Source organism: Haliovirga abyssi (assembly GCF_030295325.1).
GTDB classification, from domain to species: Bacteria; Fusobacteriota; Fusobacteriia; order Fusobacteriales; family Haliovirgaceae; genus Haliovirga; species Haliovirga abyssi.
Window position 1 is genome coordinate 156724 of record NZ_AP027059.1, and the last position, 17654, is coordinate 174377.

Genomic DNA, 17654 nt, shown 5'->3' on the forward strand with positions numbered 1-17654 from the left:
ATTAAAAAAAAGGGGGTGTAAAACTAAAGTAAAGAGGAATAAAAGTAATAAAGGAATGGTTGGAAAATAAGTTTCTTTTATTTGATAATAAAGAAGTATAAAAAGGTGAATTTGCTAGGCATAGTTTTTTATGCGGTTTTTATAAAAAGCCTGAATATTTTTATTATCAAATGGGTAAGTTATTTTTAATCTATTTCGAAACAACAGAAAAAAACAAAAAATAGGAGGATGAGAGAATGAAAAGAAGAATGGAAAAAGGGTTTACGTTGGTAGAATTGATGATTGTTGTAGCTATAATAGCTATATTGGCAGCGGTGGCAATACCACAAATGGGAAATCAAATTAGAAAAGCTAAAGATAGTGCAGCATTAGGTTCTATAGGAGCAATTAGAACTACAGTATCTGTAATGATGACAGACAATGGAGGAGTTGCACCATCAAATTTTGGAGAAGTTTTTAATGGGATAACAGCAGCTAATGCTCAAGAAGGAGTAGCAATTGCTTCAGCTATTGATACAAAAACAGTGAAAAAATTTGGGTATACTGCAGCTACAACACTTGCTGGAATAAATGTTGGGACTGGAGTTACTGCAGCTACAACTTATACAACTAATGGTGCTGATTATAAAGCAACTAATGGTATTCACAAAATATCAATTGCTTTAAATACTGCAGATGGATCTATAGATATAGATCAAGGTGGAACAAATACAGATACTAAAAACAAACAATGGAATAAATACTAAAAACAAAGGCGGTGTTTTGCCGCCTCTAATCTCTAATTAATTGTGATGCAAATATGTATGTAAAAAAACTATAAACTATATTTTCAACTATTTTTTATGCAATACTATTAACTGGAACAAGAGCATCTCTTTTAAGCATAGTTATAGCAGGAACTATTTTAATTTATTATTTAAGAAAAAGAATTTTTAAGAAAAACAGAAATTATTTTAGTATATTAATTATAGGTATTTTAATTGAATTATTATTAACAAATGGAGTTTTAAATCAAAGAATAAAAAATGCAACAAAATTAGATAAAGGCTCAACATATGCAAGATTGAATTTATATAAAAAAAGTATAATGATGATAAGCGAAAAGCCGATTATTGGACATGGAACAGGTAGTTATTATAAAGAAGAGTTAAATTATTATAATAGATTAGAAAATTATTTTAAGCAGAATAAAAAGATAAAAATAAGCGAAAAAAAAGAGTTAGAAAATTTTTATTCTATAGCAGGTCATACACATAATGAATTTTTACAGATTTATGTAGAAAATGGAATTTTGGGATTTTTATTAATGTTATTTATTGTGATATATATAATATATGATTTTGTAGTTGATTATAGAGCGGGGAAGATAATAACTTTCTTGCCATTACTAGCTATTGTTATAATAACCAATTTTTCGTTTCCATTGCATATGATACATAATTTAGTTTTGACTGGAATTATGTTGGGGGGGAATAAAATTGACAATTGATAATGGAAAATTGACAATTAGAAGAGAAAAGAACTAAGAGAAAATTTTTAACCACGAATTTACAAAGATGGGAACGAATGAAATCAAAATAAAAGATATGGGATTAAAAAACTTTTTAAAACTTGAGGTTGGAGTTTTGGATAATTAAAAAAGATAATAGGTTAATAAAATAAAAATAAATATTTGATTATTATGGTTTGAAAAAAGTATTTAGTTTTATTTTTTTAAAATTCGTGATAATTTGCGTATATTCGTGGTAAAAAATGTTTTAGATATTAATGTAGAGATGGCGATTTATCGTGCCTTTAAAAGATACATTGAAATTTACTTATTTAGTTTTGATATAAATAAAGTTTCAAAAACAGGGGGGGATTAATATTGAGAACGGTTTTACATTGGTGGAACTTATGATTGTAATAGCAATAATAGCAATATTATCAGTAGTAGCTTTACCTGAATTATCATCAAATATAAAAAAAGCAAAAGATAGTAATGTTTTAAAAGTAGTGGGGACACTAAGAGATGGAATTAATATTTATAAAACTGACAATGAGCAAGGGGATAATCCAGAAAGTATTCAAAAAATAAAATATTATATACTAGGACAGATAAAAAATAGCATAGAAGATAAAGATATAGATATAACAGATGGGATAACTTCATTAGAGATATTAGCAGGAACAGTAAATAAAGATGGGATTATAAGTAAAGGAAGCAAAGGGAAGTTGAATGGATTAAACAACATTGCAGAAATATATTATAATAATGGAACAGGAACTATATATGTAGATGGAGCAAATGGTATAAGTGGATTCAAAGATACAAAAAATAAAAATTGGAATAGTTATTAAGATTAGACAATAAAAAGGAGGAAGAAAATATGCAAAAAAAGGGATTTTTATTAGTAGCAATTTTAGTGTTATTTATGGCAGGGTGTAGCTTACCACCATTTAACACAAAGGCGAAATTAGATTATGATTTAGAAGGGGCTACAACGGAGTATAGTAATTTAAGTGCAGATAATACAAATGAATTTATAATGAGTATTCCAATAAAAGATGAAAATGCAGTTGGAGCTAATTTAGTAGAAGCAACAGTTTCTATAAATGGAGAAAATAAAACTGTAAAAATAATAGAAAATAAAGTGTCAGGAAATACAATTACACAAGTAAAAATAAATCCTTTTTTGGACACAAATGGAAATTTAATTAAAGCATTTACAGCATTAGAAGATTCAAATACTATAAAGATAGTTAAAATGAAGTTTAAAGATATAAATGAAAATGAGATTGTTTTAGGAGAAATGTATAAAAGTATAAAAGTATCAAAATCAAGTTCTGGTACAACTTCTGGGGGAGAAGTAGATAATAAACCAGTTCCACCAACAAATTTATCTTATGATGTTTCAGCCGATGGAAGCAAAATAACTTTAAATTGGATTGATAATGGAAATAGTTTAGAAAATGATATATTGGGATATAAAGTTTATAGAGAAGAGACAAGTAATGGAGTGTATGAAGAAGGAAAAGAAACAGCATTATTAGCAAGTAGTGTAGCAATAGTTACAACTTATTCGACACAATATATTGATAGTAGCGTTACAGCAGGAAAAGCATATATATATTTAGTGACTGCAGTAGATAGAGCTAGTCAAGAAAGTACATATAAGAGTAAACCTCTATATGTAGCTATTTATAAGCCTGGAAATTATAAAGTAACATCTTTAGTTGGAGCTTCTGTAGAAGGTACTATAAATATAAAATTAACATGGACAAAACCAGTTAATTCAACAGAGTCAAATACAGCCACAGTAAAAGGTTATAAAATATATAGAAAAGATAATTCTTCTGGGTATATATTAATAAAGGATATAAATAATGCAGATACAGCAGAATTTATAGATTATGATAAAAATTTAGTAGAAAATAAAGAATACACTTATAAAGTAGTAGTTTATGATGAAATAGGTAAAGAAGGAGAAGCAGCAGAAACAACATCTATAAGAGTGAAAGATATAACAGCACCAACAGCACCGAGTGGCATAGTATTAACATTAAAACCAGCATATAAATTGAATATTGCATGGAGTAAAAATAATGATTTGGATTTGAAAGATTATACAATTGAATATACAGATAATATTAATAGTACGACTTGGAGTTCTATAACTATATCAGGAATAACAACAACTGAAATAAGTTTGAATTCTTCAGAAACAGAAAAAACAATATATGTAAGAATGAAAGCAACAGATACATCTGACAACAAATCGGATTATAGCAATACAGAATCTATAATTATAGATTATAGTAGTTATATTCCGGCACCATCTAATATAGTTTTATCAGGTGGGCCTAAAAATGTTACTTTAACTTGGGATAAAGTAACTGCAGTAGCAGGATATGATGTAATAGGTTATAAAATAAAATATGGAACAACTCCTACTAATTTAACAGAAATAATAGAAACTTTTTCAAATAATACTAACATAACATCAGCTACAACTCCAGGGGGAATAAAAACGGCTGGAATATGGTATTTTTCTATAGCTGCAGTAGAAAAAGGAGATGGAGAAAACAAAGTAGAAGGGGCATATAGTAGAATAGAAGATGTTGTGGTATATGATGATTTACCATTTTTAAGAGATGTATCTACAGATTTATCTCCAAAAGGAGTAATGGTAAAATGGAAAGATGTTTATGACAGTGAAACAACAGGATATGTAATATATAGAGCAGTTACGACAGGCGGAACACCGACAGAGGATGATTTTAGTTATTTAGAAGCAAAATCTAAAAGTGATTTTGAAGTTCAGCCTGACTTTAATGGCGGAAGTTATTCTTGGAAAGTATATCAAGATGAAAGTGCTAATGAAATAGGTAAAACTTATTGGTATAAAGTAGCATTATATAATGGAGTTTATGACTCAACAAATCCAAAGACAGGTAAGTTTAGTCAATCTGTAGCAGTAGAAGATAAAGGAGCTCCAAAAGCAATAGAATATAGCACATTAAATGTTTCAGCAATGGAACCACAGCATAAAATGAGAATTAGTTGGGGAGGATATGTATTTGATAGAGAAGATTTAGCAGGATTTAAAGTGTATATATCAAGAACGGGAGAAGGCACATATTATTATGCAGGAAAAACAAGTAATTCATATATAGATTTAAATGTAAATAAAGATGGAGATTTTGATACAATTTCTTCAACATATCCACTTGAAAGAGAAGATGCGAAGTGGAAAAATATAGGTATAACAACAGGAAGTGGAATAACATCAGGAGCAGCAATAATATCTAACTCAGAAGTGAGTGGGATAGTAACAAATGTGAATAAAGATGATTATTTGAAAATAGAGGAACATTATTATAAAGTAACAGATAAAACGGCCGATCATGTATCAGTAAAACCAAATATTATAGGGAATATATCTGCTGAAAAAGAGGTATATATGTACCAAGGAGATACAGGACCAATCACGGAAACAAGAACAGTTAGTTTAAAAGATCCTATGGGAAATAGAATGTTTTATATAAAAGTAGATGCATATAATAAAGCAGGAAGAGAAAGTAGTCTTACAGCTTATAAATGGATTGATATGGTTCCTCCGGCTCCAAAAAGATTAAATGTAAAAGTTAGTCAATACACAGATGACAATAGTAAACAAGTTGCAAAAATAGAATGGTCAAATAATATAGAAGCAACAAATTTTCAGGTGTATAAATTTGTTGGACAAAACAGTTTAAGTAGCAGTGATCTAAGTATAGAAGGATTACCAATAACAGGAGTTTTATTAGGAGAAACTTCAGATTATAAATACGAAGATGCAACATTTAATGATTTAACAGCTTCGACTAATGTGGTATATGCAGTTGTTCCAGTTGATTCTTATGGAAATAAAGGGTCTTTATATGTTCTGGATAGTAATTATAAAGTAACTTCAACAATAATAACTGAAGCTTATGGAACAGTAGCAAGATAAAATCAATCTATTGGCAGGGGAGCATAAAGTAACGGCATTGCCGTTGCTTTCCTGCTAAAATTAAATTTTATTTAGGAACGGCTTAAAAATAATCTTCCAATTATGTTTTAAAATACGCAGTAATTTAAGCACTTTTATAACAAAAAAATTAAAAACTTGATATTCAAATATTCTTTGAATATTAAAGGAGACAATTATGGCACTAAAAAAATTAAAAGAAAAATATAGCTACAATGATTATAAAAATTGGGAAGACAGCGAAGATTGGGAGATAATAAATGGTGTAGCATATAATATGTCGCCAAGCCCATCATCAGAACATCAAGAAATAGGGAGTAAAATATTAATAGAATTAGGGAATTTTTTAAAAAATAAAGAATGTAAATTATATTATGAATTAGATGTAATATTGTCAGATGAAAATATATTAAAACCAGATATAATAGTAGTATGTGATAAATCTAAAATAAAAAAAAGAGGAATATTTGGAGCACCAGATTTAGCAATAGAGATATTATCACCATCTACCTCTATAAAAGATAAAACATTAAAATTAGAACTATATAAAAAATATGGAGTAAAAGAATATTGGCTAGTAGATCCAATATATAAAGATATTACAGTGCATATATTTGAAAAAGATGAGATAAAACTTTATACTTTAAATAATGAAAATATACCAGTTAATATATTTGAGAAATTTGCAATAAATATGGATGATATATTTGAAAAAGAGGAAACTAAACAAAAAAAAGAGGAACAAAACGAAATTGAACAAGAAGCAAAATAAAAAAGTTGAAATCAGAAAGGTAAAATTATGGTTATAATGTATATATATATATTTATAATAGGGGCTGTAATAGGAAGTTTCCTTAATGTTTGCATATATAGAATTCCAAGAGGAGAATCAATAGCATATCCTCCATCTCATTGCCCTAATTGTGGATATAAAATAAAATGGTATGACAATATACCAATTATTAGTTATTTTATTTTACTTAGAGGTAAATGTAGACAATGCAAAACAAAAATATCATTACAATATCCATTAATAGAGCTATTAACAGGGATATTATTTTTAGGACTGTTTTTAAAATATGAGTTCTCCATATTAACGATAAAATATATGATTTTTACGGCATTATTAATTGTTTTATCTGGAATAGATATTGAAGAACATATATTACCAGATAAAATAACATTTTTTATGATAGTAATTGGATTCATATTTTCTTTTTTTAGCGAGACAAATATATTGTATTCGTTCATTGGAGCAGCAACATATTCTTTTCCATTTATGCTTTTATATGGATTTGGAGAAGATCTATTAAAAAAAGATATAATGGGTTTTGGGGATGTAAAATTAACAGCAGCAATAGGAGCTTTTTTTGGATATAGGGGATTTTATAATTTATATATGTTTTTTATGTTAGCTTTTACAATTGGGGCAGTTATTAGCCTAATATTGATAATTTTAAAAATTAAGACTAGAAAAGATATAATAGCATTTGGACCATTTATAGCAGTGGCTGGATATATTATGATAATGATTATGTAGGGAATTTTAAATTTATATAATTTTTAATATCCCTAAAGTGAGGAGATATTATGCAAAAAGGATTTACATTAATAGAATTAATGATTGTAGTGGCTATAATAGGGGTTTTAAGTTTTACAGGTGGGGTTACAATTTCAAGTAGTATAATAAAAAATTCTGTAAATAAAGCAAAGGCTCAAGTTCCAGCATACTTAAATAATGGTGTAGATAGGGCATTTGAAGAGGGAAGTGGCTATACTATTGGATTTAATAGTAATGAGATAACTTTAACAGGAAAAGAGTCTTTAACACTACCTAGAAATTTAAAATATTTATATAGAATAGGTTCTGCAATACCTTCAAATTCAAGCATAAGTGTAAATATCAATGAGCAAGGAAAATTAAGTGGAGAATTTGATTTTTATATAGGAGATAAAAAGAATAATTTTTATTATAGAATACATGGAAGAAATATAGCTGGAATAAATTTAGGGGTAATAGAAGAATATAATCCTAATGCTACGGCTACAGTTAGTCAAGCAGGAATAGGAGTAGAGACTAATTGGACATTAGTAGAATAAATTTTGGGGGATAGATATGAAAAGATCAAAAGGATTTTCATTAATAGAAGTTCTTGCTGCATTTGCCATATTATCAATAGCTATTTTACCAATTATGTCAATGTATCCTACAGTATTAAAAATGGATAGAAAATCAAGAGGACATGAAGAGGGAGCTAGATTAGCATTTACAATTGTGGATTATATAAAGTCAAAAGGGTATGCTAACTTAATGCAGACTACAATAACATCTACAGCAATTAAGAACTTTATAACAGGAAAAAAGTATACTGACTTAGTAAAAACATCAGGGCAATCTTATTATAGTTCAGCTTCATTTTGTGATGATTTTAATATAGCATCAAATTTATTTATATTAAATAGCAAAAGTTTAGACTTATCTAAAGTAAATATTTGGATAGGATTGCATAAAAGTATAGCAAAATTAGGTGATGGAAGCGGAAATTTAAAAAGTCCTGAAGTTGATTTATATGCTACTACTAGAGCAGGAATAGGTTATATAGAAAACAAAATAATAATGGGTAGAGTTATAGTAGGATGGGGAGATGATGATACAGCTCACCTAACGGGAAAAGAAAAAGAATATTCGCTTCAATTTATAGTAACTAGTTTAGAGAAATAACTTGAAAAGAAAAAATATTGGGGGCTTCTATTTATGAAATGTGAAAAATCAAATGGAGTTACATTAATAGAATTGTTAGTAGCAATGGCAATATTAGTTATTTTAGTAGGGATGATAACTCCGTTATTTAGATCAATAGGTCGAGTAAATACAAAACAAAAAGAATTAAATAGAATAGATACAAGTATAGGGAAATCAATTGATATAATTAAAAGAGAAATTAGAGGAGCAAAGAATATAGTTGTAAATACTTCTGGAACAGCTGTTACAATAACGAAGGCGGATAATACAATAGTTAATTTTAAATTAGAAGATTATTCACCGGCAAGAAGTGAAAAAAACAGATCTGGAGGAACATCATTAGTAAAATGGCTACAAGTAAATAATGATGATGCTCATTTGGCAGATAATATAAGTAATTTAAACTTTCAGTTTACAGATAATATATTTACATTATATATGAAAATAGTATATAGAGGAAATGAAAAAGAGATAAGGGATGCTGTAACTAGCAGAATTAATTAATGAAGGAGTTAATTATGAAGAGAGAAAAGGGCTCTGCAATAATATTAGCAATACTTATATTAAGTTTTTTTATGGCGTTGTCAATGAATATGTTTTATATATCAAGACAAAAAGCTAACAAAGCTACTATTAAAATAAAAGGGAATAAAGTATTATCAAAAATAGATGTAGGAGCATCTCTGGGAGCTTTGGAATATGCAACAGCAATATTGTACGAACAACCAGGAGTATTAGATGACGTTAATAATTCTAATTTAGATATATTACTAAACAGGTATGGAGAATATTTTATTGGAAGAATAGATACGACAACATATGCGAATGGTGGAGCAAATTATGATATAGCTTTACATCATTTTGAAGATAATAGAAATAATAGTACAGGTACAACAGTAGCAGATGGGATACCAGACAATACAATTACAAAAAGAATTTGTGAAGAAGCTTCTACAAAATTGAGTATTGGATTATATGATTATACAACTAATGCTGCAATTACTTATCCAGCATCGACTAATAATTATACAATAAATTACAAAAAAGAAGTAATAATACCAGGAGATGGTGGAAATATAAAAGATATGGTATTCGAAATTGTGTATACTGAAAATATAAATACAGATGCATCAAAAAAAATATCTGCATATAACCCAGGCACAATAACAGTTACATACCAAAACTAAGGAGATGTTTAAAATGGAAAAATTAAAAAATCATATGGAATATTTAGTAAATGAAGAATTAGAACGATATTTAGGTACTCAAGAAGGAATTTGTAAATGTGAAAAATGTAAATTGGATATGAAAGCGTATGCTTTAAATTTATTACCAGCGTATTATATTGTATCTGAAAAAGGTTATGTTTATAGTAAAATAAGTGAAATGAGGCAACAATTTAAAGTGGATGTAATAAAAGCAGTAGTTGAAGCTGTGGAAAAAATTTCTGAAAATCCAAGACATAAATAAGGGGGACAAGTGATGTTTAAAGACAAGATAGAGGGGAGTATCGATGTTGGGTCTGGAATGATTAAGGGGATATCAATAAAAAAAGGGGAAATAGAAAATATTAGTTCTGAAAGACTGCCAATGGGGGCTGTGGTAAGTGGAAATATAGAAGATAGTTTATCAATAGTAGATAAATTAAAAACAATAGTTGAACGACTGAGCTTAAAAAATAAAAAAGTAGTGGTATCACTTCCTATACAAAATTTTGTGATAAAATTTTTAGAAATACCAGAAATGGAAGAGGAAGCAAAGCTTCCATTTATAGAGGGTGAATTAGATGAAATTGTTCCAAATTTTTCAGGTGAAGATTTTATAACTAATTATTATAGTTTAGAATTCAAAAATAACAATGAAAAAGTAATGGTAGTAACAATAAAAAAAGAAAAAATAAATGATATAATAGAAATATTAACATCAGTAAAATTAAAACCAATAAAGATAATTCCTGATTTTTTATCATTGTTTAATTTGGAACAAATTCAAAAACATAAAATAATAGAAGATACAAAAGGTGCAAGTATAATGACAATTGATATTGGGGCTGAAGCTACAAAAATTTTTATTGAAAATGATGGAATTATAAAAATGCAAAGATTAATAGCAATTGGTGGGAATGATTTTAGTGACATAGTGCAAAGAGAAAAAAGTGTAGATTATGATGAAGCAGAACAATATAAAAAAGAGTTAGAGGTTTTTGAAGATGAGGAAGTAAATGATGAATTTTATGTACAAGATGATATTGAAAAAGAGATATCAAATCTAGTGGAAGAACTGGGGGAACAAATAGAAAGAACAATCGAATTTTATAAAATGCAAGAAGGATTATTAGGAGTAGATGGAATTATAATATCAGGTGGCGGGACCCTTTTAAAAGGATTAAAATTAGTAATAGAAAAAAAAATAGTACAAGAATTTAATGAGATGAAAACGGAACAATATTTTATGAAAATAAAAGATAAAATAGCTGGAGAAGATATAGCTATATATGATATTGCTTTGGGAAATATCGTAGAAGAGGTGATATAAATGATAGAGATGAATTTTATTACAAAAGAATATAAGATGAAATTGTTTTTAGAAAATTTATTAAAAGCATCTATAGTTATAGTTGTTTTAATAGTATTAGCAGAAATTGGAGTAGGATTTTATTTAAATACAATTGTGAAATCCCAACAAAATAAAATTGAAATTGTGAATGGAAAGATTAATGAACTTAATAAAAAAAATAAAGAGATAAGAAAATTATATAAAAATATACCAGATTATAGCAGTAGAATTCAAGTTTTGAATGACCTTGTATCAGAAAAAAAATTAAGATTATCAGAGGTTTTATATTATATAAAAGAAGTAACACCTCTAAAAATTTGGTATTCTAGTTTGACATATAAAGATGGAAAAGTAATTTTAAAAGGGTATGCAGCAGGTAAAAATAAAAATTCGCCAGAAGTGGTAGCGTTATCCCTTGAAGAAAAATTTAGAGAAAGTAAATTATTTAGAAATGTGATAGCAGAAGGATTCAAAAGAGGAAATGTATTAGGAAATGATGTTGTAGTATTTACATATCAACTTGTTTTAGGTGGGGAGTGATAAAATGGCTGAAATATTTGGAAAAGAGATTGATATTGATGTGAAAATTGATGAAAAAGGAATAATGGCATTATCGATAGTGGCTTCTATAATATTAATAGCAGCTACAGGATATTTTATAATTTATCCTAAAGTTATTAAAATTACACAAAATAAACAAGAGGTAAAGAAAAAAAACCAAGAAATTGTTAAAGTTGAAAAGGCATATAAATCTATAAAATCAAAATATGATTTAGCAAATAAAATTTATTCAAATCAAAAAGATAAATTGGAAATTTTAAATTCAAAATTTGCGAATTCTAGTTTGAAAAATGAAACCGATTTAAAAATAGCTATACAAAAATTTATTGACTATTTTAAATTGGATATTTTAAAAACAGGCTCAGTTCAAATTGATGCTAAAGAGATAAAGATAGAGCCAGCGAATGATAAAGATAAAAAAATAAAAATTTATAAAAGAATGTATATACCTTATACTGTTCAAGGAAATTTAAAAGATATTACTACATTTTTTTACTATTTAGAAAATTCTAAATGGCTATTAACATTTAAAAAAAGTGATTTATCAATAAAAAAACTTGAAACAAAAAACATGAGTCAAGATACTGGTAAAATAGAGGTAAATTTTAAAGTTGGAGCTTATGTTTTGGAAAAGGTGGTGAGTAAATAATTGAAAAATAAATTTAGATATATAATGATTTTTTTTATAGTAATGAATGTTATGGCAATTGCAGATAGTAATCCATTAAAAGAGTATATATCGGATAAAGTATATTTTGAAGGACAGAAAAAATTTAAAGGTGGAAATGATATATTTAGAACTAAAGTATATTCAAAAGCTGATATTTCAAAAGAATTGGATGCAGCAAGAGGAAGGATAAAAAGTGTATTTTTAAAAGTATCATTTATAATAGAGAGAAATCACAAATTGACAGCAACATTTTACTATAAAGGAGAAGATGGAAGGGCAGCTAGAAAAGTAATTACTAATAGAAAAACTTTAAAAATTGGAAAATATTCATATAGTGTAATTGTAGTAAAAAACGGAATAGAAGTAATAGACCTAAAAACAAAAGTTAAAGTTAAGATAGAAAAAAAAGGGAGGTAACAAACTTATGAAAAAATTAGCAGCAGTATTATTTGCATTTGTATTTTTAATAGGGAACATATATGGTGCAACATCAGAAAGTAGATTTGAAAAAAGATTGGAGAAAATCAAATATCCTTCAGAGTTAGATTTTAAAGGAACTCCATTATCAGATGCACTGAGTACAATATCTAAAACAAGCAATATTAATATGGTGGCAGCATCAGAAATAGCAGATTTACCAATAGATCTGTATTTGCCAAAAGGACAAACTTTAAAAAGAATAATAGAAACAATAAAAAATACTAATGGATTAGTTAGTAGAATTGTAAATGGCACAATGATTTTATCAAGGGCTACAAATCAAGGTGTAAAAGTAGCAAGCAAAGGAAAAGTAGTTGGAAAAGTAACAGAAATAGATAAGATAACAGGGATAAGAGGAGTTACATTATCATTAGGTGATGATATAAATACATTGGTGTTATCAGATGTAGGAGGAGCATTTATAATAGGAGATGTAAATCCAGGGACATATATATTAAAAGCTAGTTTGAGAGGTTATAAACCAAATGCAGAAATTGTAGAAGTTAAACCAGGAGGAATTACTAATATTAATATAGTTTTAGCAAAAGTAGAATCAGCTGCGCAACGTTCTGGTAAATTGACTTCAAAACAGGATATTGGAAAAGTTGTAAAAACAAATGGTGATATAAGAAATACTAAAATGATTAATCTTATTTATGCTGATCCAAAAGATGTAAAAGGGATTGTTACCAATATAGTTCCTTTGGATAATATTGTTGTAGATGAGAAAAATAATATTTTGATATTAATAGGAACAGAAGATAATATTAAAACAGCTACAAAATTAATTGAAAAATTAGATATCCCCACTAAACAAATAAGAATAAAAGCTAAAATATGGGATATAAATCAAGATGTAGTAAACAAAGTAGGACTAAATTGGACTGCAGTACCTATAGATGGAGAATATCAATTATCTAAAAATAGTTCTGATGGAACTTTTTTAACAGGTAGTAAATTTAACGGAACAGATGGAATGACTTTATCATTTATGTATGGTGGTATAAATAATGAAAATGCATTAGGAACTACTTTAAATATGTTAGCAAGTACAAATGATGCAGAAATATTAGCAGAACCAGAAGTAACAACATTAAATGGGAAAGAGGCTAATATTCAAATAGTAAATGAAGAAATAGTAGGTTATAAAGAAACGTCAGATGATAAAGGGAATTCAGATAAATCACCTTTATTTAAAGATGCAGGAGTAGTGTTAAGAGTAAAACCAATAATAAAAAGTGATGAAACTATTTTAATAGAATTTTATAGTAAGGTAAGTAAATTCACAAGTGATGGAGTGCATGGAGCAGCAGAGAAAAAAAGTGAAACAACAACTAAAATAAGAGTGAAAAATGGTGAAACAATAAGGATTGGCGGTCTTGTAAGGCAAGATAAAGGACATGGAGTAACTAAAACACCTATTTTAGGAGATATACCATTAATAGGAATACTATTTCAAAATAGTACGACAACAAATAATAAAAGAAATTTGTATATAGAACTTACTCCTGAAATTGTAAAATAATCAGAGGAACTACTTAAAAATAGGGTTGTTTTTTGATTTTTAATAGAGTATACTATTAGTGATAGAGATTTATAGTTAGAAATGGATTAAAAAAATTATAAATTTGATAATAAATGACACAAAGTTTTGTTTATTATTATCAAAGAGAAGAATCTTATTTTTTAAACATTTTTTACATGGAGGTGAGAAAAATGGCTATGATAAATGGATTTTATGGAAATAATAATATATCATCATTAACAACCGTAAATCAAACTAAAGAACCTAAACAAAATGAGAATATAGAAAAACCACAAGACGATCAACCTAAAACAGACACAGTAGAAATAAAAAATAATATAAATGCAAAACCAACAGAAACTGAACAAATAAATGAAGAAGGTAGAGCTAATGATATAGAAAAACAATTAAACGAAGTTATAAAAAAAGCACCTGAACAAGCTATTTCAACACAAGGTATGGGAATAACGCCAGAAAGAGTAGCAAATTTGTTATAAGAATGATTTAGAAAATTATCTTTATTCTTCTAAGACAGCCCCTATTATTCTATAGGGGCTATCTTTTTTTGTAATAAAAGGCAATGATTAAAAAAAGTATTGATTAATTTAAAATAAAAGATTATAATTATAAAAATATTTAAAATAAAAGTATTATAATTAAAGTATTATAATTAGAGTTTTAAAAAATAGACTATGAAAAAGAGGTATGAAGCAAACTAAATACATTTTTGTAGGTTAATTATATTATTAATATTGGAGGGAATATGAACAAAAAAAATAGAGCTATTTTTTTAGATAGGGATGGGACTATTAATATAGAGAAGAATTATTTACATAAAATAGAAGATTTTGAATGGATAAAGGGGACAAAAGAAGCAATAAAAATATTTAATAATTTGGGTTATAAAGTAATTATTGTTACAAATCAATCAGGTGTAGCAAGAGGCTATTATAAAGAAGAAGATGTAGAAATATTAAATATATATATGAAAGAAGAAATTGAAAAAAAAGGTGGGAATATAGATAAAATATATTTTTGCCCTCATCATGTTGATGGAATTGGAAAATATAAAAAACAATGTAAAAATAGAAAACCTGAAATAGGATTTTTTCTAGATGCAAAAGATAAATTTAATATTGATTTTGTAAATTCATTTATAGTAGGGGATAAAATAAGTGATTTGGAAGCAGCAATTAGACTAGGGATGAATCCTATTTTAGTGGAGACTGGATATGGAGAAAAAACCAAAAAAGAGATTTATTTTAAAACTAAGATTTATAAAGATTTATATGAATTTGCATTAAATTTAAAGAAAAATATAGAATCAAAAAAAACCAAAAAAGAGGAAAATGTATTATTGAAATAACACATAGAATGTGATATAATAAGTTGAGGTGATGTATATGTATATAAATGGAGCGAGAATATTACTTGAAACATTAAAGCGAGAAGGTGTTACAGACATATTTGGATATCCTGGAGGTGCAGTTATACCTCTATATAATGAACTATATGATTTTGAAGGAATAAATCATATTCTTACAAGACATGAACAAGGAGCTGCACATGCTGCAGATGGATATGCAAGAGTTACTGGAAAAGTTGGAGTTTGTATAGCGACTTCAGGTCCTGGAGCTACAAATTTAGTCACAGGAATAATGACGGCGTATATGGATTCTGTACCTATGGTGGCAATAACTGGACAGGTTCCAACATCTCTTATAGGAAAAGATGCTTTCCAAGAATCGGATATTACAGGAATCACAATGCCAATTACAAAACATAATTATTTGGTAAAAGATATAAAAAATTTACCAAGAATAATAAGAGAAGCTTTTAAAATAGCTAGAACTGGAAGACCTGGACCAGTTTTAATAGATTTGCCAAAAGATGTTCAAATTAATGAAATAGAAGAAAAAGAGTTTGAAAAATTATATAAAGCACCGTTGAAATTGGAGGGATATTCTCCAACCTATGAAGGACATCCAATGCAAATAAAAAAAGCAGCAAAATTTATAGCACAATCTAAAAAACCTGTAATATTAGCAGGAGCAGGTGTATATAAATCGATGGCACAAAAAGAGTTAAGAGAATTTGCTCATAAAAATAATATACCAGTTACAATGACGTTATTGGGCCTTGGTTCTATTGCAGCAGATGATGAATTAAATTTAGGAATGCTTGGAATGCATGGAACAGTTGCAGCAAATTATGCAGTATATGAAGCTGATTTGGTTATAGCTGTTGGGATGAGATTTGATGATAGAGTTACTGGGAAATTAGAAACTTTTGCAGAAAATGCAAAAATAATTCATATAGATATTGATCCAGCAGAAATTGGAAAAAATAAAAATCCAGATGTACCAATAGTTGGAGATGTAAAACTTGTATTGGATAAATTAATAGGTAAAATAAAAGAGAATGATAGAAAATTTTGGATAGAACAAATAACAGAGTGGAAAAATGAATATAAATTAGTTTATAAAAATTCAGAAACAGAGATAAAGCCACAAAAAGTTATAGAGTTAATTAGTAAAATAACAGATGGAAATGCAATTATAGTAACTGATGTTGGTCAACATCAAATGTGGGCTGCACAATATTATCAATTTAAAAATGCTAATAAATTTTGTACTTCTGGAGGAGCAGGCACAATGGGTTATGGTCTTCCTGCAGCATTAGGAGCACAGGTTGGAAAACCTGATCAAAAAGTTATAGCTATAGTTGGAGATGGTGGAGTACAAATGACTGCTCAAGAGCTTATGACTTTATCACATTTTAATATTCCTGTAAAAGTTGTTGTATTAAACAATGGATTTTTAGGAATGGTTAGACAATGGCAAGAGATATTTCATAAAAGAAGATATTCTTCAGTGGATTTAGAGATAAGTCCTGATTTTGTAAAATTAGCAGATGCGTATAAAATAAAAGGTGTTAGAATAGAAGATCCAAATGAATTAGAACAAAAATTAAGAGAAAACATAGAAAGCAATGAAGCAGTTCTTATAGATTGTAAAATTACACGAGAAGAAAATGTATTACCAATGGTACCGCCAGGTGGAGTAGGAAATAAAATGGTAGGGATAAGAGGTGAACTAGAATGAGACATGTGATATCGGTAATTGTAGAAAATAAACCAGGAGTTTTAACTAGAGTATCAGGACTATTTAGTAGAAGAGGATATAATATAGAAAGCTTAACAGTAGGAACAACAGAAAATCCAAATTTATCTAGGATGACAATAGTTGTAGAAGGAGATCAATCAATATTAGAACAAATAGAAAAGCAATTATATAAGTTAGTAGATACATTAAAAGTTATAGATTTACCACATGCTACATCTGTTAGTAGAGAATTAGTTCTTGTAAAAGTTTGCAGTGATAAAAATAATCGTTCTGAAATTATTCAAACAGCAGATATTTTTAGAGGAAAAATAGTAGATGTAGGAGAGTCAACATTAACAATAGAGGTAACTGGAGAAGAAGGGAAATTAGGAGCTTTTATTAATTTAATGTCAAAATTTGGAATAAAAGAGTTAGTTAGAACAGGTAAAATAGCATTACATAGAGGAGAAAGAACAATAATTTAAGAATAACTTAAGAATAATATTTTTTAGGGGTATTCTCT

The 17654-nt window shown here is 27.7% G+C and carries 20 protein-coding genes; all 20 read left to right on the forward strand.

Going from position 1 to position 17654, the window contains the following annotated elements; genetic code table 11:
- The first annotated feature begins 236 nt into the window (after nt 1-236).
- The 20 genes from RDY08_RS00680 to ilvN all read left to right on the forward strand — a co-directional run bounded on the left by RDY08_RS00680 (nt 237) and on the right by ilvN (nt 17616).
- Nucleotides 237-746: a prepilin-type N-terminal cleavage/methylation domain-containing protein gene (locus tag RDY08_RS00680; protein WP_307904522.1), complete on the forward strand. Its 510-nt coding sequence runs from the start codon at nt 237-239 to the stop codon at nt 744-746.
- A gap of 89 nt (nt 747-835) precedes the next feature.
- Complete coding sequence (locus RDY08_RS00685; protein ID WP_307905464.1) at nt 836-1489, forward strand: O-antigen ligase family protein; 654 nt, start codon at nt 836-838, stop codon at nt 1487-1489.
- A 377-nt stretch (nt 1490-1866) separates the two neighbouring features.
- The gene (locus RDY08_RS00690; protein WP_307905465.1) at nt 1867-2340 is read left to right on the forward strand and encodes a prepilin-type N-terminal cleavage/methylation domain-containing protein; all 474 of its coding nucleotides are present in this window, start codon (nt 1867-1869) and stop codon (nt 2338-2340) included.
- Nucleotides 2341-2369: 29 nt separating this feature from the next.
- The gene (locus tag RDY08_RS00695) at nt 2370-5474 is read left to right on the forward strand and encodes a fibronectin type III domain-containing protein (protein ID WP_307904523.1); all 3105 of its coding nucleotides are present in this window, start codon (nt 2370-2372) and stop codon (nt 5472-5474) included.
- A 196-nt stretch (nt 5475-5670) separates the two neighbouring features.
- Complete coding sequence (locus RDY08_RS00700; protein WP_307904524.1) at nt 5671-6264, forward strand: Uma2 family endonuclease; 594 nt, start codon at nt 5671-5673, stop codon at nt 6262-6264.
- Nucleotides 6265-6291: 27 nt separating this feature from the next.
- Nucleotides 6292-7032 carry a prepilin peptidase gene (locus tag RDY08_RS00705; RefSeq protein ID WP_307904525.1) on the forward strand — a complete coding sequence of 247 codons (741 nt, stop codon included), beginning with the start codon at nt 6292-6294 and terminating at the stop codon, nt 7030-7032.
- Nucleotides 7033-7082: 50 nt separating this feature from the next.
- A complete protein-coding gene (locus RDY08_RS00710) occupies nt 7083-7592 on the forward strand; it encodes a pilin (protein ID WP_307904526.1) in 510 nt (169 codons plus the stop codon).
- A 16-nt stretch (nt 7593-7608) separates the two neighbouring features.
- On the forward strand, nt 7609-8214 hold the full coding sequence (locus tag RDY08_RS00715; RefSeq protein WP_307904527.1) for a type IV pilus modification PilV family protein: 606 nt from the start codon (nt 7609-7611) through the stop codon (nt 8212-8214).
- 33 nt (nt 8215-8247) lie between these two features.
- The gene (locus RDY08_RS00720) at nt 8248-8739 is read left to right on the forward strand and encodes a PilW family protein (RefSeq protein WP_307904528.1); all 492 of its coding nucleotides are present in this window, start codon (nt 8248-8250) and stop codon (nt 8737-8739) included.
- Between the two features lie 14 nt (nt 8740-8753).
- Nucleotides 8754-9422: a hypothetical protein gene (locus RDY08_RS00725; RefSeq protein WP_307904529.1), complete on the forward strand. Its 669-nt coding sequence runs from the start codon at nt 8754-8756 to the stop codon at nt 9420-9422.
- Between the two features lie 13 nt (nt 9423-9435).
- Nucleotides 9436-9705, forward strand: a complete 270-nt coding sequence (locus tag RDY08_RS00730; protein WP_307904530.1) for a late competence development ComFB family protein — start codon at nt 9436-9438, stop codon at nt 9703-9705.
- 12 nt (nt 9706-9717) lie between these two features.
- Nucleotides 9718-10770, forward strand: coding sequence for a pilus assembly protein PilM (gene pilM / locus RDY08_RS00735; RefSeq protein WP_307904531.1), 1053 nt, complete (start codon nt 9718-9720; stop codon nt 10768-10770).
- Entirely contained in the window at nt 10771-11331 is a 561-nt protein-coding gene (locus RDY08_RS00740) for a PilN domain-containing protein (RefSeq protein ID WP_307904532.1), read from the forward strand.
- Between the two features lie 4 nt (nt 11332-11335).
- Complete coding sequence (locus RDY08_RS00745) at nt 11336-12001, forward strand: hypothetical protein (RefSeq protein ID WP_307904533.1); 666 nt, start codon at nt 11336-11338, stop codon at nt 11999-12001.
- Nucleotides 12002-12439 (forward strand): hypothetical protein, encoded by a 438-nt coding sequence (locus RDY08_RS00750; RefSeq protein WP_307904534.1) that lies wholly within the window; start codon nt 12002-12004, stop codon nt 12437-12439. It begins immediately after the preceding gene.
- A 7-nt stretch (nt 12440-12446) separates the two neighbouring features.
- Nucleotides 12447-14027, forward strand: coding sequence for a secretin GspD/PilQ domain-containing protein (locus tag RDY08_RS00755; RefSeq protein ID WP_307904535.1), 1581 nt, complete (start codon nt 12447-12449; stop codon nt 14025-14027).
- Between the two features lie 191 nt (nt 14028-14218).
- Nucleotides 14219-14524, forward strand: a complete 306-nt coding sequence (locus tag RDY08_RS00760; protein ID WP_307904536.1) for a hypothetical protein — start codon at nt 14219-14221, stop codon at nt 14522-14524.
- 266 nt (nt 14525-14790) lie between these two features.
- On the forward strand, nt 14791-15393 hold the full coding sequence (gene gmhB, locus RDY08_RS00765; RefSeq protein WP_307904537.1) for a D-glycero-beta-D-manno-heptose 1,7-bisphosphate 7-phosphatase: 603 nt from the start codon (nt 14791-14793) through the stop codon (nt 15391-15393).
- 37 nt (nt 15394-15430) lie between these two features.
- On the forward strand, nt 15431-17131 hold the full coding sequence (gene ilvB, locus RDY08_RS00770; protein WP_307904538.1) for a biosynthetic-type acetolactate synthase large subunit: 1701 nt from the start codon (nt 15431-15433) through the stop codon (nt 17129-17131).
- Nucleotides 17128-17616, forward strand: coding sequence for an acetolactate synthase small subunit (ilvN, locus tag RDY08_RS00775; RefSeq protein WP_307904539.1), 489 nt, complete (start codon nt 17128-17130; stop codon nt 17614-17616). The genes ilvB and ilvN overlap by 4 nt, the downstream gene beginning before the upstream one ends.
- The last annotated feature ends 38 nt before the right edge of the window (nt 17617-17654 follow it).